Raw genomic sequence first — 21,166 nt, 5'->3', positions numbered from 1 at the left:
GAAGGCGGCGCTGCCGATGCATCAGGCACTCTTTTTCTCGGAGAGCAGGTCTAGCACTTCCTGCACATCCTGGGTCTGCGCTAAACGGGCAATCACGGTGTCATCGTCCAGCGCATTGGTCAGGCGGGTGATCACCGCAATATGTTCGTTATTACGCGCCGCGATACCGATCACCAATTTTGCGACGTCATCCTCATCATCACCGAAGCGCACCCCCTGCGGATATTGGCAGAAGACGATGCTGGTTTTCAGCACGCGATCTTTGGCTTCAATGGTGCCATGAGGCACAGAGATGGATTCGCCCAGATAAGTCGAGGTCAGCTTTTCACGCGCCAGCATCGCATCCACATATTCTGGCTTGACATAGCCACCTTTCACCAGTTGCTCACCGGCAAAACGAATCGCCCGCTCTTTATCGCTCGCCTGCAAGTTCAAGAACACGTTAGCAACGCCCAGTTGGAACAAGGTGGCGGCTTGCGGCTCAGAAACCGGCGCAGCGGCAACGCTACCACCCGCAGGTTGAGCGGCGGCCAGACGGCTCACCAGATCGCTGTACAACTGGCTGTCGAGGAAGTTGGTCAGCGAAATATGCTGTGCTTGTGGTGCATGGCGCAGGGCGCGTTCGGTCAAATCACGATGCGTAATCACCAGATCGACATCCTCAGGCAAGCTGTTGATGGCGCTATTGGTGACAGAAATTTGCGTCAGCCCGGCATCCTGCACTTTCTTGCGCAATACGCCAGCCCCCATGGCGCTGGAGCCCATGCCAGCATCACAGGCCACAATGATTTTGCGCACGGTGCTCAGATCGCCGCTGATGCCAGTGGGCACTGAACCGCCTTTGGAGGCTGCTTTCATCTCTTGCACACGGCGTGTGGCTTCATCGAGATCGTCACCCTCTTTTACCTTGGTGCTTTTCAGCAGAATCGCTGACAGCACGAAGGAGACGGCAAACGCAGCAGCAATCGCCACGATATTGGCAAAATAAGCCCCTTTCGGCGTAATTGCCAACACGGCCAGAATAGAGCCCGGAGAAGCCGGAGAAACCAGACCACCGCCCAGGAAGTGAATGATGGCGGCACCCGGTGCGGACTCTTTAGCATTACCGCGGCCAAAGAACATGTAGCCCATCAGCACACCCATGCCCGGACCAGGGTTGGCTTCAATCAGGAAGAAAATAGACTTACCGGTTTCCGTCGCCTGTTGGATACCCAGCGGCGAGAAGATACCGTGGTTAATGGAGTTATTCAGGAACAGTATTTTGGCCGGTTCGACAAAGATGGAGGCCAACGGCAACAGGTTGGTCTGCACCATCAGGTTTACACCCGCCACCAGAATTTTCGACAACCCTTCGACGAGCGGACCAATAGCCCAAAACGCCAGTATAGCCAACAACATGCCGATAATACCGGCCGAGAAGTTGTTGGCCAGCATTTCAAAACCGCTTTTGATTTTACCATCAACAGCGCGGTCAAAACGTTTGATGGCCCACCCGCCCAACGGGCCAACGATCATTGCGCCGAGGAACATCGGCATATCCACACCGACGATCACCCCCATCGTGGTGATAGCACCGACCACGCCACCGCGATCGCCCGCCACCAAACGGCCGCCGGTGTAACCGATAAGCAGCGGCAGCAGATAGGTGATCATCGGTCCCACCAGCTTGGCGAGCGTAGCATTCGGCAGCCAGCCGGTTGGAATAAACAACGCGGTAATCAGGCCCCAAGCGATAAACGCCCCGATATTAGGCATTACCATGTTGCTCAGGAAGCGGCCAAAATTCTGAACTTTGACCTTTGTATCTGCTGTGAGCATAAAAACACACCCCTATTCAAACGCGCGATCGCAAGCGCGTGTGGTCATTATCGTGAGACGGTGTGACTGCCTTCCGTCGGTAGAGATCGTGCGGACTCTAGCACGTCGGTTTGATACCGCAACCTCACGGTCATATGTGACAAACATCACACATAATTCCCACATGATTGCTACATTTTAGTGATTGAGTTCACATAAAATCACCGAATACGGTCAATTCGACGCATCATCATCCGCATCAACGGCAGCACAATGTGACCTAAATCACATTACAACGCCGTGATTTTGTTTTGATTATGTGATTCAAATCACTAAATATCATTACCACCTCACGTTATTGCCCTATAGCGATGGTTTCAACAACGGTAAAAGTGGTGGTAATCCGTTCATCAAATCGCGCTGCTGTGTTGCCAGAGGCGTAATAAGCGCGTTGTAACGCGCCGCCTGCTGCGCCGTTTCAAACTGCGCCTGATTTCCCACAAAAGTGACCTGCTTGCCCTGAGCCTGAAGGAAGTCGCCCACCTGCGCCAACTGCTGTGCCAGCATGGCGGCAGTTGGTACCACGTTCCCCAATGCCGCCGCCGGTTGGGCAACCACTTGCGAGTAAACGCTCATACAGCACTTGCACCTCTTGCGGCTGGCTCAGGTTACGGTGGGCTGAATCTGCCTGGGTTTTTGCCGCCTGCACCTGCTGCCCCAGCAGGTTTATTGCCCCAACAGCGCTACGCACGCCGTCGCGTTGCGTCAAATAATCCTGTGGCACACGAATCTGAGAAACGTGCTCCAATAACGGTTTGAGGCTCACCGCCATGCTTTGCTGCAACTGCTGGGAAAAGGTGGTTAAGATGGCGTAATCGTTGGCAAAAGGTCCTAACCGTTTTTTCTGATCGTCACTCAGTGCAGGCGGCACGCTACCCGATTGCGATGGCACGCTTTGCAATACCGTCATAAACGCCTTGCGCTGATCCGCTTCGCTATCACCGCATGCCGCCAGTTGGAACACCATACCCAACGCCAGCACCGGCAATAGCCATCGCGCGCGCCACCCCATTGTTATCGTCATGCCATACTCCTTATCGCACGTCTTATCCGGTGAAGAAGCGGACCACATTGCTCCGCCTTATCCCTAAGCATAGTCGAATCAGCGCGATACCCTCGTTTTTCTGCCAAGCTAACGGGATACTTAGAATGCGGTGGCCGGATAACAACGCACTGCTGCAAAATTGAGCAATACATCCATAACGGTGCAACGCCACAGCGCAAAACATGCCTATGGCAGGAATCACTCTATTTCCCGCTGTTTTACGACCATATTCAGCAAAAACATCACTCACAGCCCCAAAATGCAGAGATAAAATCTGCCATTTTTTGCTATTAAGCTGGTGTGATTCTTGCTAAGTGGGTATATCCCATCACGACGCAGGAAAGACAGATGATGACACCCGCATTTCATCTTGGTGAGCAAAACGGTTTTCGTTGCGCATCGCGCATTCAGGAACTGGCACAACACAGTCAACTGCTGACCGATTGGGCATTACGCTATGACCAGATCTCTCACGGACGATTTGAAGGTAGCCTGAAAGAGGCCTGGCTGGACGGTGTACAGTTCTACCAAGAGCAACTGTCACAATCGGTGTTTCAACGCGGCCAAGGCCGAACGGGCACGCTCTGCCTCGGGGTGTTTAATGCACTGTCGGGAGAAGCGCGCTGGATGGGAAACAGTCTGACGCAGCAGGACATTACCTGGTCCTACGACGGCGACGAGTTGATACTGCAAACGCCGGAAACCTCTTCGCTATTGGTACTGAGCATTCCTTTGGCGCTGTTATCGGATATCACCGATGAGCTGCCGCACCGGGTCTACGCCATTCATCACGATCTCCTTGCCAACCGACTGCGCGAACACATTTTGGCCATGTTGCACAGCGTGATGGAACATCCGCTGCAATTTGCGCAACGGCAGGCGCGGTTGCAATTTCTCAGCGATATTCGCGAGCTTGCCTTTGCCTTTTTCACTGCCGTCGGCACGCAGACCATCAGCGTGCGCCCTTCTTTGCAAAAGGCGCAGCGTGTCGTCACCAAAGCACAGGACGCACTGATCGCACATCGCGATCGGCCACTGACTATGGATGAGCTGTGCCAACTGACCCACACCTCGCGTCGCACCCTGCAAAACTGTTTTGAAACCGTCACGGGCCAAAGCCCGGCAGTATTCCTGAAAAACATGCGACTCAACGGGGTAAAACGCATGCTGGTGATGGAAGGAGAGTACGCACAGATCAGCGAAATCGCCTCCAAGTGGGGCTTCTGGCACCTGTCGCAGTTTACCGCCGACTACAAACGCCTGTTTGCTAAACTGCCCTCTCACACGCGGCGTGCGGTTCATCATTTGATCTGAAAATGATGACTATTCGCCATATTCAGGTTTACCAGATTTCGATAACGCACACGCCAGAGCCCTTCATAGACTGACCATGAACCATCACGTAGGGGAACGGAACATGGCACAGCACTCATCATCAGCGCACGCGCTGCCCCAGACGGCATTGCCGAAGGGGAACCAGCTCCAGAAAGGCAGCCTTGGCCTTTGGTCGATCATCTTTTTTGTTATTGCCGCCGCATCGCCCTTAACCGGCGTCGTCGGAGGCTTGCCCGTCGCCTTTATGGCAGGCAACGGCGCAGGCGTACCCGGTGTTTATGTTCTGGCGGGCACATTGCTGCTTATTTTCAGCTTTGGTTTTATCGCCATGAGCCGTTATGTGGTAAACGCTGGCGCTTTCTACGCCTATATCGCACAAGGGTTGGGCACCCACAGTGGCATCGCCGGGCTCGGTATCGCACTGTTGGCCTACACCGCCATTCAGCTTGCCGTCACCGCCATGTTTGGCTTCTTCTTCGCGCAGTTCGTGCAGATGCACACCGGTATAGCAGCACCCTGGTGGCTGTTCTCGCTGCTGATGCAAGCGGCAGTCGTCGCGCTTGGCATTGCCAAAGTGGAACTGGGCGGCAAAGTGCTTGGCGTATTGATGCTGATGGAAGTCGGCATTGTGTTGCTGGTTGACGCCGCCATTGTTACCCAGCCTATTGCCTTTGATATCAGCGCGTTTACCTCTTCCACCGTGTTTCATGGCGATGTGGGCATTGCGATGATCTTCGCCATTTGCTCTTTCGTCGGCTTTGAAGCGACTGCGATCTACTCGGAAGAGTGTCGGCAACCGGCCAAGGTAATCCCACGCGCCACACTACTCGCCGTGGTGCTGATCACCAGCTTTTTCGCCCTCTCCGGCTGGGCATTTGTGCAATATACGTGGGCTGCTCACGTTGCCGAGCTCGCCGCCAAAGATCCCGGGATGTTTGTGTTTACCGTCACCGAACAGGTGCTTGGCCCATGGGCTATACAGGTGATGTCAGTCTTGCTGATCACCAGTCTATTTGCCGCTACATAGGCGTTCCATAACACGCTGTCCCGCTACCTGTTCGCCATTAGCCGTGACGGTTTACTGTGGTCGAAAATGGCAAAAACCCACCGCACGCACCAGACGCCCTATATCGCCATTCTGGTGCAAGGCGCGTTTATGCTGTGCGCCACCGCGCTGTTCGCCCTGGCGCAGTTAGACCCGATGGCGAACGTTTTCTCCTGGGCTTCCGCCTTGGGCAGCATGTCGATTCTGGTGCTGCAATTCAGCGTCTCGCTCGCCGTTATCGCATACTTCCAGCGTAATCCTTCGCTGCCGGTGTCACGCTGGAGCCGCCTTATCGCTCCGGCCCCTCCGCCCTCGGCATGCTGGCAACGCTGGCGCTGGTGGTCAATAACCTAGACGTACTGAGCGGATCCTCCTCGCAGGTGGTGTCATCGCTACCCTATCTGGTGCTGATGGTGGCGTTTGCCGGGTTTATGAGTGCGCACTTCCTGCGTCGATTGAGCCCCGAGCGCTATTCACGCATCGGCCAAATGGTCGAAACCCTGTAACGCCACGCTGATTCGTCCGTTGCCGCTCCGGCGGTAACGGCTCACCGTCATCTGATTTCATGGAGTTCACAATGACAACACCCTATAACCACACCAATTATCGTTTTTGGCACCAGATGGCACACCCGAATGACTGGGCCGAACGCGAACCGCTGCGCATTGTTAAAGGCGACGGCCTCTACATCTGGGATGATAAAGGGCGCAAAATGCTCGATGGCTTCGCTGGGCTGTGGTGTGTAAACGTGGGCCACAATCGCCCGGAAGTGAAAGCCGCCATCGCCAAACAGATGGATGAACTGGCTTACTACCAACTGTTTGACGGCGTGAGCCACCCGATGGCTGAAGCGCTATCTAATCGCCTCATTCAGATGACGCAGCAAGAAGATATGCGGCTGGTGTTTTACGGCATGGGCGGCTCAGACGTTGTGGAAACCGCCCTCAAGGTGGCGCGTCAGTACTGGATTTTGCAAGGTAAGCCGCAACGCACGCGCTTTATCTCGCTAAAGAATGCCTATCACGGCGTACACATAGGGGGTACCTCGGTGTCTGGCCTGCCGATTTATCGTCTTAACTATGGCCCAATGCTGGAAGGCTGCCCGCAGATCGAATCTCCCTGGCAGTATCGCAACCCGTGGAACTGCGACGATCCCGATACGTTAGGCAAACGGGTGGCTGAACAGTTAGAACGTGAAATTCTTTATTACGGACCGGATACGGTCGCCGCCTTCATCGCTGAACCCGTGCAGGGCGCAGGCGGTGTGATTGTGCCACCCGCTAACTTCTGGCCGCTGGTGCGCGAGATCTGTGATAAATACGGCGTGCTACTGATCGCCGATGAGGTAGTCACCGGATTTGGCCGCAGCGGGGCGATGTTTGGTTCACGCGGTTGGGGCGTAAAACCAGACATCATGGTGTTTGCCAAAGCACTCACCGCCGGATATGTGCCGCTGTCTGCTACCATGCTGAATCAGCGTATCGAAGCGGCCTATCTGGACAACCGCGATGCGCGTGGATTGCTGATGACGGGTTTTACCTACGGTGGTCACCCGCTGGCTTGCGCCGCCGGGCTGGCGGTGTTGGATATTGTTGAGCAGGAGAATCTGCCTGCCAATGCCGCACATCAGGGGAAATACTTGCTGGGTCAACTGCTGCCGTTTGAGTCGCGCTTCCGCTCCGTAGGCAACGTACGGGGCAAAGGGCTGATGCTAGAGGACAAAGCGAGCAAACGGTCATTAGCGCCGGATAACGGGCTGGCATTCCGTATTGCAGAAGCGGCACGCGATGCCGGTGCGGTGGTACGTCCGGTCGGACCGAAACTGGTGTTGGCTCCACCATTAACCATCGATAAAGCCGGTTGCGATACGCTGGTGATGGCACTGCAAACAGCGTTTGAGAAGGAAGATAGCTAGCGCGTTACGTAGAATATTATATAGCGCCTGACTAAGTCAGGCGCTTCGCTTAGGCACTGGCAAGTACTGAGAACTGGAAACCCGTTGCATGAACGACACGGCGGAGTGTCTTCAAAGTTGGATTGCCTGTCGCAGAAAGAGTGCGGTATAACGATTCACGTGAGACACCGGCTTTCTGAGCAACCATAGCCATTCCTCCTCTGGCTTCAACCACATGGCGCAGCGCAAGTAAAAAGGCTTCCTGACCGCCATCTTCATCCATATCAAGAAATGCCTGATGCAAATAGGCCTGAGCAAAGGCCGGATCGTCTCGGAGAGCATCCATCATGACATCATCATATAAACGTTCTTTAGCCATACATCACCTCTTTAAATAATCTTTGAGGCAACGAATAGCCTCATCGATATCTGCATCCTGTGTGCGTTTGTCACCAGCCAGAAGTAACAGGACGTTCCCCACCAACCACGCTGTAATACACCCGATATCCAGCCCCTTGGTCTATTCTGAGTTCCCAGACACCTTCTCTACAGGGTTTGTGGTCGCCGAAGTTGTCAGACGCCATCCGGTTAATTCGGGAAGCGACCTTTGCTTTGGCGATGGGGTCACGCAACTTTTTAAAAAACTCAAAGTACAAGTTCCGCCAATCAGCAGTTATGTATGTCTTTATCGTTTTCATAGCCACAAATGTAGCTTAGAAGCTACTCCATGATCAATAAATTTTAGCTTATAAGCTACGAGTTACTCAATACGCCTTTTAGCGCTACCACTGATTTCGTCGTTTTAGCTATACACTGCCAGACAGCGACGATCGCTGGAGGCAGAACAGACATTGACGGGGTTGCTAGGGTAACTGGTTTGGCTCTTTTGCGCAGAACTCAAAGCCCCGCATTGGGTACGAACGAAGAACGGTGTGGAGAGTATCGAGATAAACAGCAGAGAGAGTATGTTACCGAGATAGTGTCTGTTACCCTCCGCCTACGCGGAAGGGAACAAGAACAGCTAGCCCAAAAGCGCTTACTGCAATACGGAAATATCCGCTACTTTCAGGAACAGGTTACGCAGTTGATTAAGCAGCGTCAGACGGTTCAGACGCACGCTTTCATCTTCCGCGTTAACCATCACCTTATCGAAGAAGTTATCAACCGGTTCACGCAGTTCGGCCAGTTCCGCCAACGCTTCCTGGTAGCGCCCTTCTGCAAACCAGGGTGCCAGTTTGCTTTCCAGCGCGGTTACGTAGGTGGCCAGTTGAATTTCCTCTTTCTCTTTGAGCAGAGCAGCATCAATGTTGGCGTTCAGCGTATCGGTGGATTTCGCCAGAATGTTAGACACGCGCTTGTTGGCCGCAGCCAGCGCAGTAGCAGCATCCAGCGAACGGAAATGACTCACCGCTTTCACGCGGGCATCGAAATCTGCCGGGCGAGTCGGGCGACGGGCCAATACCGCCTGAATGGTGTCCACGCTATGACCTTCTTCCTGATACCAGGCGCGGAAACGGCCCAGCATGAATTCGATCACGTCATCGACCACATTAGCGTTGGTCAGCTTGTCGCCATAAAGACGTAACGCTTCTTCCGTCAGCGTTTGCAGATCGAGCGGCAGCTGTTTCTCAACGATAATACGCAGCACACCCAGCGCAGCTCGGCGCAGCGCGAACGGGTCTTTATCCCCTTTCGGGTGTTGACCGATACCGAAAATTCCCGCCAGCGTGTCCATCTTGTCGGCAATCGCCAATGCGCAGGCCACGCCTGACGCAGGCAGCGCATCTCCGGCAAAACGCGGCTGATACTGTTCGTTCAGGGCAACGGCAACGTCTTCGGCTTCGCCGTCGTGACGCGCGTAGTGCATCCCCATTACGCCCTGGGTGTCGGTAAATTCGAACACCATGTTAGTCATCAGATCGCACTTGGAAAGCAAACCGGCACGTTTCGCGTGAGCAACGTCGGCACCGATTTTCTCCGCCACCCAGCCCGCCAAGGCCTGAATGCGATCAGTCTTGTCGCGCAACGTACCCAACTGCTGTTGGAACAGCACGGTTTGCAGACGCGGCAGATGATCTTCCAGACGTTTTTTACGGTCGGTGTTGAAGAAGAATTCGGCATCCGCCAGACGCGGACGCACCACTTTCTCGTTACCCGAAATAATCTGTTGCGGATCTTTGGATTCAATGTTGGCAACAAAGATGAAATTCGGCAGCAGCTTTCCGGCGTTGTCATACACCGGGAAATACTTCTGATCGCCCTTCATGGTGTAAACCAGCGCTTCGGCAGGCACTGCCAGGAATTTTTCTTCAAAGCGCGCGGTCAGCACCACTGGCCATTCCACCAGTGAGGTCACTTCTTCCAGCAGGCTTTCACTCAGATCGGCATTACCACCAATCTGACGCGCAGCCGCTTGCGCATCGGCTTTGATCAACGCCTTACGCGCTTCATAATCGGCGATAACCTTGCCGCGCTCCAGCAGAATGCTCGGGTATTGGTCAGCATTACCGATGGTGAATTCGGATTCTCCCATAAAGCGATGGCCGCGCACGGTGCGAGCGGATTCAATGCCCAGTACTTGACCGGGGATCAGTTCATCACCCAACAGCATCGTTACCGTATGCACCGGACGCACAAACTGGGTCTCTTTATCGCCCCAGTGCATCAGTTTCGGGATCGAAAGTTTCGCCAGCGCGTTTGCGACCATATCCGCCAACAGCCCCTGCGCGCTGCCGCCTTTTACCAGCGCGCGATACAACAGCCTCTCGCCTTTGTCCGTCGTCAAACGTTCAGCCTGATCGACAGTGATACCGCAGCCTCGCGCCCAGCCTTCAGCCGCTTTGGTCGGTTTGCCCTCAGCGTCATACGCCTGAGCAATGGCCGGGCCACGTTTTTCGACTTCACGATCCGGTTGTGCGGCACTCAGTTGCGCCACTTTCAGCGCCAAACGACGCGGCGCAGCAAACCAGCTCACGTCGCCGTGTGTCAGTCCGGCATTATCCAATTCAGTGGTGAAATTGGCGGCAAAGGACTCCGCCAGAGAACGCAGCGCCTTTGGCGGCAGCTCTTCCGTGCCAATTTCCACCAGAAAAGTCTTGTCAGTCATCGCTGTTAGCTCTCTTTCTTGTTACACATCGGGAAGCCCAGCGCTTCACGGGAAGCGTAGTAGGCTTCGGCCACCGCTTTGGTCAGCGTGCGAATGCGCAGAATATAGCGCTGACGTTCGGTAACGGAAATGGCTTTACGCGCGTCCAGCAAGTTGAAGCTGTGCGCCGCTTTCAGAATGCGCTCGTAGGCAGGCAGCGGCAGCGGTTTTTCCAGCGCCAGCAGCTGTTGCGCTTCTTTTTCGTACTGCTCGAAGCAGGTAAACAGAAAATCGACGTCGGCGTATTCGATGTTATAGGTGGACTGTTCCACCTCGTTTTGGTGGAACACGTCACCGTAGGTGGTTTTACCCAGCGGGCCATCGCTCCACACCAGGTCATAGACGCTGTCCACACCCTGAATGTACATTGCCAGACGTTCCAGACCATAAGTGATCTCGCCGGTCACCGGCTTGCACTCAAGCACTCCCACCTGCTGGAAGTAGGTAAACTGCGTGACTTCCATACCATTCAACCACACTTCCCAGCCTAGCCCCCAGGCACCCAGCGTCGGGTTCTCCCAGTTATCTTCCACGAAACGAATATCGTGAATGGTGGGGTCCAGCCCCAGCTCTTTCAGCGAACCGAGATACAGTTCCTGAATATTGTCTGGTGACGGCTTGATGATGACCTGAAACTGATAATAGTGTTGCAGGCGGTTCGGGTTTTCCCCGTAACGACCGTCGGTAGGACGACGCGACGGCTGTACATAGGCAGCAGCAATAGGCTCTGGCCCCAGCGCGCGCAGACAGGTCATCGGATTAGAGGTGCCAGCGCCGACTTCCATATCCAAAGGTTGGACGATGGTGCAGCCTTGGCGAGCCCAGTAATCCTGCAACGTCAGGATCAGGCCCTGGAAGGTCTTGGTATCAAACTTTTGCATGTCAGATTCACGCGATACATGTGGATTTATATGGAATGTGCCAGTATAAGATATACAGCCAGAATGCTGCAACAACTTCACTTCAGCGGCACTTTATTGATGTAGAGGCCCGTTTCGTACGGCGCGGCCCATGGCGGGCCGCGCCCATCGGCTCAGGCGGTGAACACCGTTTGCAACATTTTCAGGCTTAGCACCAGCAGCAGTGCGGCAAAGATCTTTTTCAAGGTAGCAACCGGCAAACGATGCGCCAAACGCGCACCAAACGGCGCGGTAAAGAAGCTCACCGCCGAAATCAGCAGCACGGCAGGCACTGAGACATAGCCCAACGTGTAGGCAGGCATCCCCGCCGTGGACCAGCCGTTAATCATATAACCCAGCGCCCCCGCCAGCGCGATAGGCAGCCCCACCGCCGCCGACGTGCCAATCGCCTGCTGAATGCGCATATTACACCAGGTCAGAAACGGCACGGTGAGTGATCCCCCGCCAATCGCCACCAGCGCAGAAATACCGCCGATAATCAGCCCCGCCAGCGATAAGCCACTCCCGGCAGTTGGCGCTGCGCTTTGGGTTTGATGTTGAGCACCATCTGCAATGAAACATAGGCCATAAAGCAGGAAAAGAAGATCGCCAGCGCCCGCGTAGGCAGCAGCGTCGCCAACCAAGTAGCGGCAAAGGTGCCGATAAGGATCGCTGGCGTAATACGCAGCACCACGGGCCATAACACCGCCTGATGCTGGTTATGGGTGCGCAAGCTGGAGATCGCGGTAATGACAATCGCCGCCATTGGGGTGCCCAGAGCCAAATGCACCAGATGCTCACCTTGTACACCCTGTGCAGCAAACAGTGCCGTTAAAATCGGCACCATGATGCCGCCGCCGCCAATCCCCAACAGCCACGCCACGAACCAGACAACGCCGCCCAACGCCAGATAGGCAACGATCCACTCAATAGCCATGTGCTTCCCCTTCCCCGCTTGCAATGTGTAATAGTGTATAACCTGTGCAGTGCCTTTCACGCGCCGATCTTATTGATTTCTTGTGAGCACGCACACAAACGACTGGTTGCATATGGGTCTTCCCTTGTTGTGGTGGCTGAAGGCATGATAATGGCGTATTAAATCGCCAGAGGTCACCACCATGGACGAAAAGTCTCTCTACGCTCATATCCTCAACCTGTCTATTCCGTGGCAGGTAAAGTCTCTTTCTCTCGATGAAAATGCCGGTTCTGTTACCGTTACAGTTGAGATTGCGAAAAACACTCAGTTAACCTGTCCAACCTGCGGGAAATCTTGTCCTATTCACGATCACCGACATCGTAAATGGCGCCATCTCGATACCTGTCAGTTCGCGACAATAGTCGAAGCTGATGTACCCCGTATTATGTGCCCGGAGCATGGCTACCAGACGCTGTCTGTTCCATGGGCCGGCCCCGGTAGCCGGTATACGCTGTTGTTCGAGTCGTTCGTTATCTCATGGCTGAAAATCAGCACCGTGGATGCCGTCAGGAAACAGCTGAGGCTGAGCTGGAATGCTGTCGATAATATTATGCAACGGGCGGTTAAGCGTGGACTGGCCCGTCGAAAAACACCTCAGGCCGCACGTCATCTCTGTGTTGATGAGGTCGCTTTCAAAAAGGGGCATCAGTACGTCACCGTTATCTCTGATACCCAAGGACAGGCATTGGAACTCAAAGATGATCGCGGAGTTGAAAGTCTTGCTGGCTATCTCCGGAGTCTGGGTGACCGCCAGATTGAATCCATTAAAACCCTGTCGATGGACATGAATCTATCCTATATAAGCGCAGCGCGGCTCCATCTGCCTAACGCGGTGGAGAAGATCGCGTTCGACCACTTCCATGTAGCGAAAATGCTCTGTGCCGTCGTAGATAAAACACGACAGTTGGAGATGAAAACCATCCCGTTACCGGCACGAAAAAGTGCACATCGTTCCCGTTATCTGTGGTTGTACGGTCGCCATAAACGTCATGGTCGAATAGCAGAAAGACTGGAAGCAGCGCAGATGGTTCTGCCTGATACCAGCCGTTGCTGGGCAATGAAGGCGCTGGCCCGGGAACTCTGGAACCGCCAGTATGACGAACACAGCAGGCGTCTGTGGCTGGAATGGATAGGGATGGCAAAAGACGTTGGTGTCCCGCTACTAAGCAGCGCCGCCCGGACGTTACGTAAACGACTGTACGGGATCCTGAATGCCATGAAACACAGGGTATCAAACGGTAATGCAGAGTCACTAAACAGCAAGATAAGGCTGCTGCGGATCAAGTCCAGAGGATACCGGAACAAAGAACGCTTTAAGGTGGCAGTGATGTTCCATTACGGCAGGTTAAACATGGGGTTATGAGTCTCCCACCATGATAGGGGAAGACCCTTATAAATACAGTAAGTCTATTCTGACACGAAGTCAACGCCACGCGTATGGCCAGAGAGGTGTTGCGCGGGGTTTTGTTTTGTGATGCGCGTCAGCGCATGGAAGGCGGCGAGATGGGGTGACATGTGATGCCCGATGTCAGACCGCCGAAGCCAGTGCGCGTTATCAGGGAAGCGATGAACCCGCGTTAGCGTCCTGCCAGACGGGGTTTTCTTTTAGCGACCTGAGCAGCGATATAAGCGCCTGAGGGTCGAAGACAAGAGAATTTATCAGCCATGACCCTCGAATCGCCCGTGGTGATGCTTGAGGCGTCGATTTGGTTTGCTGGCGCACTGGTGCGCATAATTTGATGAACATATAATAGTCATTAATTTGATTAACACATATGCCAGATAACGCTTTAATCCTCGCTTGCCGTGGCTTTATGCTTCATACAACAACACCTTAATATGCCAATTTTACGCTGGAATCCGTTGCCGATGATCTTAAATACGTTCACCAACGATATAAAACAAAAACCAGCAGCGGCACTGTTAGCCATCATTATTACGGCCATGAGTTTGGTGACGACATTTCTTATCGTTATGCTCTATATTACAGACCGTGATATTGAAAGGTCGTTGCCGGAGCATCAACGTTTATATCGCATTGAAAGTCAATTCAATCTCCCTAATGGCGATATTGTTCGCTCAGCGCAGGTCCCTTTTCCGCTGGTGGAGGCATTACAGAAACATCTCAATATCGAAAACGTCGGATACGCTTACCGGTTGCATACTCACCTACACCGTCAAGGCAGCGTTATTCCCCGCGTTACCGTATTTGCCGTCACCCCAACGTTCATGGCACAACTGCACCCTTTTCGTGAAGATTTGCCAGTGCCTGGCCCCCATGACATCTACATCACGGCCGATTTTAACCGCCACTATCTTGGATTAGATGACCCACTGGGCAAAGTAGTGGATTTGGGGGAAAGCGGCCAGTTCACCATCAAGGCTATCGTGGAGTCTCACCCTGACAGCAGTATGCACCTGCCCGCCACGATCGCCTTCACCCCAGAACGGATAGCGGGATACCCCGATAAACGCCTGGACTGGTACGACAGCCATGTCTATGCCTTCGCTCGCCTCCCTCCCACCCGCATTTTGATCAACAACTGCTGGCTAGCATCGTCGCCAATAATGCGCCACAGATACCCGGAGCACCTTTCACACCTTCCTCGTTTCTGACGTTCAGCGCCAAAAATATCCTTGATATGCACTATGGCGATGGCTATGCCGATGAATTCGTCAAGACGCGTGAAAAATCATTGCTTCATACGCTGTACACCGCAGCACTGTTTTGTTCTATTCACCACCGTGGCCAATTTTTTCAACATCAACGGTATTCTCAATGCCGCCAGACGCCCCAGCCTGCATATCAAGCGCAGTCTAGGTGCTTCAACTACGCAAATTCTGGCAGAATCACTGAGCCTATTCTTGCCGCAGTTCCTGACAACGGTAACGTTGGCAACCTTACTGCTTTGCGCCCTGTTCCCTTTGTCGGCGGACGTGAGCGGATTGCTCCTCCGACAGCCAATGACACGCCTGCTGACGGTATTTTTGGGTGTCACTCTGTTCATTGGCTTGATGATGCTACTCTCTCACCTGCCGAGTCTCTCTTTCTTCTTGTTTGCCAATCCGGCTTCACAGACCACAAATCGCTATGAAAAATATAGTGTTTATTACTTCAACCGCATGGGGATGGTGGTGCAACTCCTGGTCGCCGGCACTACCGTTTATCTGTGGGCCGGTGTGATGACGCAACACCACAGGGCGATGCATGCAGAGGTGGGTTACCGGAAAGCGCACCGCCTGACATTCGCGCTTGATGAAGGATTTTATACACTCAGTAGCGTGCGTGAATTACAACATCGGCTCCAGGAAACCGCAGGCACGTCGGCTTTCAGTTTGAGCAGTTGGCAACCGTTTGACATGTCGCGTCACATCCTCAACGTGCAGCACGCGCAACAACAGGTACAAGACCAATTTACCCTTATCAATACTCTTTCTGCCGACAAATACTTTGCGGAGGTCTGGGGATTAAAAACAGTGGCGGGCCAAGAGAATACACTGAGAGCCAGCACAGATGACGGTGTATGCCACACCATCGTTACCCGCGCATTCATTGATGCCATGGGGCAGAAAACCGTCGATGAGGTGCTGAATACCCGCTATTACATTCCACTGCCGGAAGGACAAAAAACACTTCGGGTGTTACGGATAGTGGAAAATATCGACCTTGGAGAACACCTCTCGTCGCCCCAACCTTTGATCATCTTTATCAATGACCACCTGGAAAAATTCGCGACGGTCGCGTATTCGAACGATCAACAGGAGGCCTCTATTGCCGCACAGATTAAACGGCATGGTACACCTGACTTAACGCTGCAAACGGTACAAGAGCTTCATAACCGTCATTTTTATAACGATTCTCTGATGCTCAACGTCATTACATTAACCGCGAGTTTGGCGTTGATATTAATGGTTATCAGCACCTTGGTGATCAGCCTGTCAGACGCTCAGCGGTTAGACAGCACACTGAAAATCATGGAAGCGGTGGGGGGGTTCTCTTGCGACAAACGTAGTGTTTTTCCTGCAACAACATGTGCTACCCATGTTGTTCTCTTTACTGGCGTCACTGGCCCTGGGATGTTTGCTGTTAAGGCGCTGGCTACAGCAGTATGACACCGTTGCCGAACTGGTTTATGTCAATGCGTTTGCGGCACTGCTGTTGCTGGGGCTCATAGTGGTGGCCATTATGGCACTGTCACTGGTATTGCACGATGGCAGGGTAGCTCGCCCGCGGTTAAGGCGAGGATAAGCCGTTATGGACATTCAATTAGACCCGAAATCCACTCGACATCGCGTTGCCAAATGGATAGTCGGCATGGCTCTGGTGATTTTTGGCCTGTTGTGTCTGTGGCTTATAAACGTGGCCACCGCAGAAAAAGTAACGCAAATGCCGTTTACCTAGGTGACGTTGCACGTTGCCCAGCGCGGCACATTTACCGATACGCTGGTGACACGCGCGGTGGCTATCCCGAATGAAAGCGTGATTATCGCCTCTGAACGCGGCGGAACGGTCATTGAGGTGCGCCAGAATGCATCCAACGATGTGAAAAAGGGAGATATCATTGCCCGATTGTCGAACGACGACTTCGTTTTGCAGGTCACCTCGTGTGTTGCCGATGTGACTGAACAGACCAACAACCTGCGCAACATACGCAGATTACTCGAGAAGGATGACCTCGATACGCGCCTGGCACGGCAAGATTCACGTTTTCATCTGGAGAAAATCGATAAAGAAACGGCGCGTAAAAAGACATTATACGAGCGCGGCATTCTGGAAAAAGCCACCTATGAACAACTGCTGGATGAATTGGCGCATTGGAAAACACGCTACGCTATTTTAACAACGTATCAGGAACGGCAAGATCGTATGCTACCGATCGAGCTTGCTGAAATCGCGGCTTCGGTCAAGCATCTGGATACATTGACCCGGTTAATTGAGAGCGGTCTGGATAAGCTGGTTATTACTGCCCCGATTGACGGCATTCTGTCACCGCTGACGATCAAGATGGGCCAACAAATTAAACCCGGAGAAAAAGTTGCTAACGTAGACAACCCGCATACCTACTATTATTTTGAAGCCTCCTTCAGCGAATATTATCTGGGTAAAATCCGGCCGCACGATCGTGTCACGGCAAACTATGCGGGCATTGATATCCCACTGATCATCGCCTCCGCCTCTTCCGTGTTGGAAAACGGTAAGTTCCTTGCCAAATTAACACTCGCTCATCCACAACAACTCTCGTTGAAACGTGGTCAATCCCTCGATCTGTGCGTTTCACTCGGAATCCAACCCGATGCATTACTCATTCCCGCGAAAGCCGTCTTTTTCGAGACCGATGAGACGTGGGTATACCGCTATGATGGAAAACATCATCGCGCGGTGAAAACACCCGTGGTGATTCAACGTCAGGGGGAAACGCAATCACAAGTACTGAGTGGGTTGTCTGCCGGGCAACAGGTTGTGGTCCTTACAGGCAGCAACGTTGAAAAATCCAACATTATCAAGTTTGAATAAGATGATACAACTGGAAAGCGCAGAAAAATTTTACACCATTCGAACCCTGAAAACGCTGGCGCTGCGTGACATCAATCTTCGTATCACGGCGGGGGAATTTGTCTCCATTATGGGGCCATCAGGTTCGGGAAAAACCACGCTGCTCAACGTACTCGGCATGTTTGAAACGCTTGATGCTGGCCGATTGCACCTGGCGCAGCACGACATTATACGGATGCACCGCGGCCAAAAGTAGCGCTGCGCCGCCAACTGATCGGTTACGTATTTCAGTCATTCAATCTGATCGATTTTATGTCGGTATATGAAAATATCGAGTTACCACTCAAGTACCGCAATGTACCCAAAGCTGAACGAAAAGCTCGCGTTAAACAAACCATTGAGCAGTTTGGATTATCAGGCAGAAGCGCACACTACCCAGCCCAGCTTTCAGGCGGTCAGCAACAGCGAGTTGCCATCGCTCGCGCCATGATTTCACTGCCAGCATTGATTTTGGCCGATGAGCCAACGGGCAACCTGGACAGTAATAACAGCAATACCGTATTGAAGCAGCTAGAAGACATTAATCAGGCCGGTACCACCGTTGTCATGGTTACGCATTCCCCCGAAGCCTCAAAGTATGCCAAACGACACTTAATGATGAAGGACGGTTATCTCACATGACATAGCAAGGAGAGAAATCATGAACGAAATCATACCAATTATTCAGATTGATACTGATATAACATCAGCACTCAGCACCAACGATCTCGAAAAAATCGCCACGCAAGACTACCGACAGATGAGCGCCTATCTGATTGGCAAAATTCCGGCACAAGCGTTGTTCAGTACCGAAGAACTGCATATTTTCCACACCGAGCAACAGCAAGCCGTCACCGCCCAACCCGTGGCTAGATTGGCCCCTTAGATCTCCAGACAGATAGACACTCTTAAAATAAGAGGTAGTCTAAAAACTATGTTTAATACCGGTCACAACGAAAAAATGATCTCAGTTCTGTCAGGGCCTGAACGCCGCCATCGGCGTACCGCTCAGGAAAAAATCGCTATTGTTCAGCAGACTATGGAGCCCAAGATGACAGTATCTCACGTGGCTCGCCTGCACGGCATCAATCCTAATCAGGTAGTTACTTGGCGCCGGCAGTATCAGAATGGCAGCTTCACTGCTGTCAGTGCCTCAGAAGAAGTGGTTCCGGCCTCTGCACTCACTGCTGCCATGAAGCAGATTAAAGAGCTGCAACGGCTGCTGGGGAAAAAACGATGGAGGTTGAGCTCCTCAAAGAAGCCGTGGAGTACGGCCGGGCAAAAAAATGGATAGCGCACGCGCCCTTGCTGCCCGGGGATTCGGACTGACACAGGTCAGCCGCGCTCTTAATGTGTCGCGTGCGCAGTTATCGGTTTATCTTCTAAGCTCTGCCGAGTGGCAGGATCGCCGACAGAAGCCTAACCACAACGATGCTGAGCTTATCAGCAGAATACGGCATCATACTGCTGAATTGCCGACCTATGGCTACAGACGAGTCTGGGCATTACTGCGTGATGAAAGCCAGCAGGATAGGCTTGCGATAGTTAATGCCAAAAGGGTCTACAGAGTAATGCGCGACAATCATCTGTTGCTGGATAGAAAGGGCGTTACTAAAGAGCAGCGAAGTCACAACGGCAGGGTTGCGGTTGCTGAAAGTAACCTCAGGTGGTGCTCGGATGGCTTCGAGTTCAACTGCGATAATGGCGATAAGCTGCGTGTCACGTTCGCGCTTGACTGTTGTGACCGTGAGGCGCTGGACTGTATAGCGACAAATGGCGGGTACACCAGTGAAATCGTGATGGATGTGATGGTAAACAGCGTCAGTAAGCGGTTCGGAAATGGGCTTCCAGAGGTCCCCATCGAGTTCCTGAGCGATAACGGCTCCTGTTACACAGCGAAGGAAACGAGGGCGTTCGGTCATCTATTGAATCTTGAAACGAGGACAACGGCAGTGAGGAGTCCACAAAGCAATGGAATGGCTGAGAGCTTCGTGAAGACGATGAAGCGCGACTATATCAGTATAATGCCCAAACCGAATCAGCAAGTGGCATTGAAAAACCTGGCTATCGCGTTCGAGCACTATAACGAGAAGCATCCACACAACGCGCTGGGGTATCGCTCACCACGAGAGTATCGTCGCCAGCGAGAATCGCTAACTTAAGAGTGATCTTGCGTCTGGAAATATAGGGGCAAATCCAGCTCAAACTGGTACCCCATCATGCTCTGCTTACGATCGAACTGATCAAACGCCGGATCGCCGTCGTTGAAATTACGGGGAATTTGCCATGCCGGGCTGGGCCACAGTGAACCGACCGTGGGCAACACGCCGTAGTATCCCCCTTCGGGATCATGCTGATAGCTCATGTTCAGCGTGAATGAGGTATCGGTATCGGGGATCCAGGTCAGAGAGGGGGCGACATAGACGCGTTCTTCTTTGGTATTCACTACCTGCGTGTCAGATTTCCTGCCAAGCGCGACAACACGATACAGCAACGAGCGGTCATCGTTGAGCGGCCCAGCGGAATCCACACCGATCTGCATCCGATTATGGCTGCCGTAAAGCATCTCAATCGCGTGCTGCGGCTCGCTGGTAGGCACCTTGGAAATCGCATTGATCAACCCGCCAGGAGTCACTCCGCCATACAGCGTGGACGATGGGCCTTTGAGTAATTCAATGCGCTCGATGCCATAGGTTTCAATCTGCGGAATGGCATAACCGCCGCCGCGTATCAGACGTAAGCCATCAAGATACTGGTTGCTGTCGGTCGGTGAACCGAAGCCACGAACATAAGGCAAATCATAACGCGATGCCGAACCGCGAACTTCTGCCGCCACGCCCGACGAATAGCGCAATGCCTGAACCAGACTTTGCGCGCCCTGCGCGTCAGCCTGTTCGCGGGTAATCACACTGACTGACTGCGGCGTTCTCATCAACGGGGTGTTGGTTTTGGTACCAGAGGTACTGTTGCTGGCAACATAGCCCACCACCGGGCCCAGTCGGCTATTTCCCTGCGCCTGAACCACCATGGTGTCGGGCGTCCCCCCTGATGCAGTCATCGCTTGAAGGAGGCAATACATAAATCTGCACCGTGGTTGCATTACTAAAGCGGTAGCCCAGCCCAGTGCCATTGAGCAGGGTTGCCAGCGCCTGCTCTGCGCTCAGCGTGCCACGCACGGGTTTGCCAATGGCGGCCATTTCCGGTTCTTCACGGAAAACAACGGACAGGCCAGTGATACGCCCAATGTCGTTCACCGCCTGAGTGACTGGTTTCGCCGGGAGATTGAAACTGAATTGCTGCGCTACTTGCTGCTCAACCTGCGCTGCGGCGCTGTGCGCACCACTAAAGCTGGTCAATAAAAGGGTGGCGAATACGTAGCCTGCCTGGTGTGCTCTTTTTTGTTTCATTAGAAGAGATCCTTATCTCGTGTCATGAAC

Annotated in this window: 18 protein-coding genes and 5 pseudogenes; 14 read left to right on the top strand and 9 right to left on the bottom strand. The window is 53.2% G+C overall.

What is annotated here, in order from left to right:
- Positions 1-21: 21 nt before the first annotated feature.
- Together JZM30_RS21020 and JZM30_RS21015 are read right to left on the bottom strand one after the other, a co-directional pair.
- On the bottom strand, positions 22-1,818 hold the full coding sequence (locus JZM30_RS21020) for a PTS mannitol transporter subunit IICBA (RefSeq protein WP_252321177.1): 1,797 nt from the start codon (positions 1,816-1,818) through the stop codon (positions 22-24).
- Positions 1,819-2,160: 342 nt separating this feature from the next.
- Positions 2,161-2,869 (bottom strand): annotated as a pseudogene (locus JZM30_RS21015) (DUF3053 domain-containing protein).
- A 381-nt stretch (positions 2,870-3,250) separates the two neighbouring features.
- Here JZM30_RS21015 and JZM30_RS21010 point away from each other — a divergent pair.
- The 5 genes from JZM30_RS21010 to JZM30_RS20990 all read left to right on the top strand — a co-directional run bounded on the left by JZM30_RS21010 (position 3,251) and on the right by JZM30_RS20990 (position 7,197).
- Positions 3,251-4,216, top strand: coding sequence for a helix-turn-helix domain-containing protein (locus JZM30_RS21010; protein ID WP_252321175.1), 966 nt, complete (start codon positions 3,251-3,253; stop codon positions 4,214-4,216).
- Between the two features lie 103 nt (positions 4,217-4,319).
- Entirely contained in the window at positions 4,320-5,264 is a 945-nt protein-coding gene (locus tag JZM30_RS21005) for an APC family permease (RefSeq protein ID WP_252321173.1), read from the top strand.
- Positions 5,265-5,330: 66 nt separating this feature from the next.
- Positions 5,331-5,636, top strand: coding sequence for a hypothetical protein (locus JZM30_RS21000; RefSeq protein ID WP_252321171.1), 306 nt, complete (start codon positions 5,331-5,333; stop codon positions 5,634-5,636).
- Positions 5,621-5,788 (top strand): hypothetical protein, encoded by a 168-nt coding sequence (locus JZM30_RS20995; RefSeq protein WP_252321169.1) that lies wholly within the window; start codon positions 5,621-5,623, stop codon positions 5,786-5,788. The genes JZM30_RS21000 and JZM30_RS20995 overlap by 16 nt, the downstream gene beginning before the upstream one ends.
- Positions 5,789-5,859: 71 nt before the next feature.
- Positions 5,860-7,197 (top strand): aminotransferase class III-fold pyridoxal phosphate-dependent enzyme, encoded by a 1,338-nt coding sequence (locus JZM30_RS20990; RefSeq protein WP_252321167.1) that lies wholly within the window; start codon positions 5,860-5,862, stop codon positions 7,195-7,197.
- Positions 7,198-7,246: 49 nt separating this feature from the next.
- Here JZM30_RS20990 and JZM30_RS20985 read toward each other — a convergent pair whose 3' ends face one another.
- From JZM30_RS20985 to JZM30_RS20965, 5 genes and pseudogenes are all read right to left on the bottom strand, one after another.
- On the bottom strand, positions 7,247-7,555 hold the full coding sequence (locus tag JZM30_RS20985) for an addiction module antidote protein (protein WP_252321165.1): 309 nt from the start codon (positions 7,553-7,555) through the stop codon (positions 7,247-7,249).
- Positions 7,556-7,558: 3 nt separating this feature from the next.
- Positions 7,559-7,874: pseudogene (locus JZM30_RS20980) on the bottom strand (type II toxin-antitoxin system RelE/ParE family toxin).
- 338 nt (positions 7,875-8,212) lie between these two features.
- Positions 8,213-10,282, bottom strand: coding sequence for a glycine--tRNA ligase subunit beta (glyS, locus tag JZM30_RS20975; protein ID WP_252321163.1), 2,070 nt, complete (start codon positions 10,280-10,282; stop codon positions 8,213-8,215).
- 5 nt (positions 10,283-10,287) lie between these two features.
- Positions 10,288-11,202: a glycine--tRNA ligase subunit alpha gene (gene glyQ / locus JZM30_RS20970; RefSeq protein WP_252321161.1), complete on the bottom strand. Its 915-nt coding sequence runs from the start codon at positions 11,200-11,202 to the stop codon at positions 10,288-10,290.
- 152 nt (positions 11,203-11,354) lie between these two features.
- Positions 11,355-12,157 (bottom strand): annotated as a pseudogene (locus JZM30_RS20965) (sulfite exporter TauE/SafE family protein).
- A 181-nt stretch (positions 12,158-12,338) separates the two neighbouring features.
- On the opposite strand from JZM30_RS20965, the gene JZM30_RS20960 reads away from it, so the two are divergent.
- From JZM30_RS20960 to JZM30_RS20920, 9 genes and pseudogenes are all read left to right on the top strand, one after another.
- Positions 12,339-13,559 (top strand): ISL3 family transposase, encoded by a 1,221-nt coding sequence (locus JZM30_RS20960; protein WP_252321159.1) that lies wholly within the window; start codon positions 12,339-12,341, stop codon positions 13,557-13,559.
- A 506-nt stretch (positions 13,560-14,065) separates the two neighbouring features.
- A complete protein-coding gene (locus JZM30_RS20955) occupies positions 14,066-14,812 on the top strand; it encodes an ABC transporter permease (protein ID WP_252321157.1) in 747 nt (248 codons plus the stop codon).
- A gap of 33 nt (positions 14,813-14,845) precedes the next feature.
- Positions 14,846-16,309 (top strand): FtsX-like permease family protein, encoded by a 1,464-nt coding sequence (locus JZM30_RS20950; protein WP_498038020.1) that lies wholly within the window; start codon positions 14,846-14,848, stop codon positions 16,307-16,309.
- Complete coding sequence (locus JZM30_RS20945) at positions 16,278-16,445, top strand: hypothetical protein (RefSeq protein ID WP_252321153.1); 168 nt, start codon at positions 16,278-16,280, stop codon at positions 16,443-16,445. The genes JZM30_RS20950 and JZM30_RS20945 overlap by 32 nt, the downstream gene beginning before the upstream one ends.
- A 6-nt stretch (positions 16,446-16,451) precedes the next feature.
- Complete coding sequence (locus JZM30_RS20940; RefSeq protein WP_252321151.1) at positions 16,452-16,598, top strand: hypothetical protein; 147 nt, start codon at positions 16,452-16,454, stop codon at positions 16,596-16,598.
- Positions 16,599-17,711 (top strand): HlyD family efflux transporter periplasmic adaptor subunit, encoded by a 1,113-nt coding sequence (locus JZM30_RS20935; RefSeq protein WP_252321149.1) that lies wholly within the window; start codon positions 16,599-16,601, stop codon positions 17,709-17,711.
- Between the two features lies 1 nt (position 17,712).
- Positions 17,713-18,371: pseudogene (locus JZM30_RS20930) on the top strand (ATP-binding cassette domain-containing protein).
- A gap of 19 nt (positions 18,372-18,390) precedes the next feature.
- Positions 18,391-18,615 (top strand): hypothetical protein, encoded by a 225-nt coding sequence (locus tag JZM30_RS20925; RefSeq protein WP_252321147.1) that lies wholly within the window; start codon positions 18,391-18,393, stop codon positions 18,613-18,615.
- 75 nt (positions 18,616-18,690) lie between these two features.
- A pseudogene (locus JZM30_RS20920) lies at positions 18,691-19,891 on the top strand (IS3 family transposase).
- Here the strand turns inward: JZM30_RS20920 and JZM30_RS20915 are convergent.
- Complete coding sequence (locus JZM30_RS20915; protein WP_252321145.1) at positions 19,888-20,808, bottom strand: TonB-dependent siderophore receptor; 921 nt, start codon at positions 20,806-20,808, stop codon at positions 19,888-19,890. The pseudogene JZM30_RS20920 and the gene JZM30_RS20915 overlap by 4 nt on opposite strands.
- Positions 20,732-21,136 (bottom strand): STN domain-containing protein, encoded by a 405-nt coding sequence (locus JZM30_RS20910; RefSeq protein WP_252321143.1) that lies wholly within the window; start codon positions 21,134-21,136, stop codon positions 20,732-20,734. The genes JZM30_RS20915 and JZM30_RS20910 overlap by 77 nt, the downstream gene beginning before the upstream one ends.
- Positions 21,137-21,166: the final 30 nt, after the last annotated feature.

It is taken from the genome of Candidatus Symbiopectobacterium endolongispinus (assembly GCF_018777385.1).
Classification (GTDB): domain Bacteria; phylum Pseudomonadota; class Gammaproteobacteria; order Enterobacterales; family Enterobacteriaceae; genus Symbiopectobacterium; species Symbiopectobacterium endolongispinus.
Note: the sequence above shows the minus strand (reverse complement) of the source record. Positions and strands in the feature narration are given on the sequence as shown.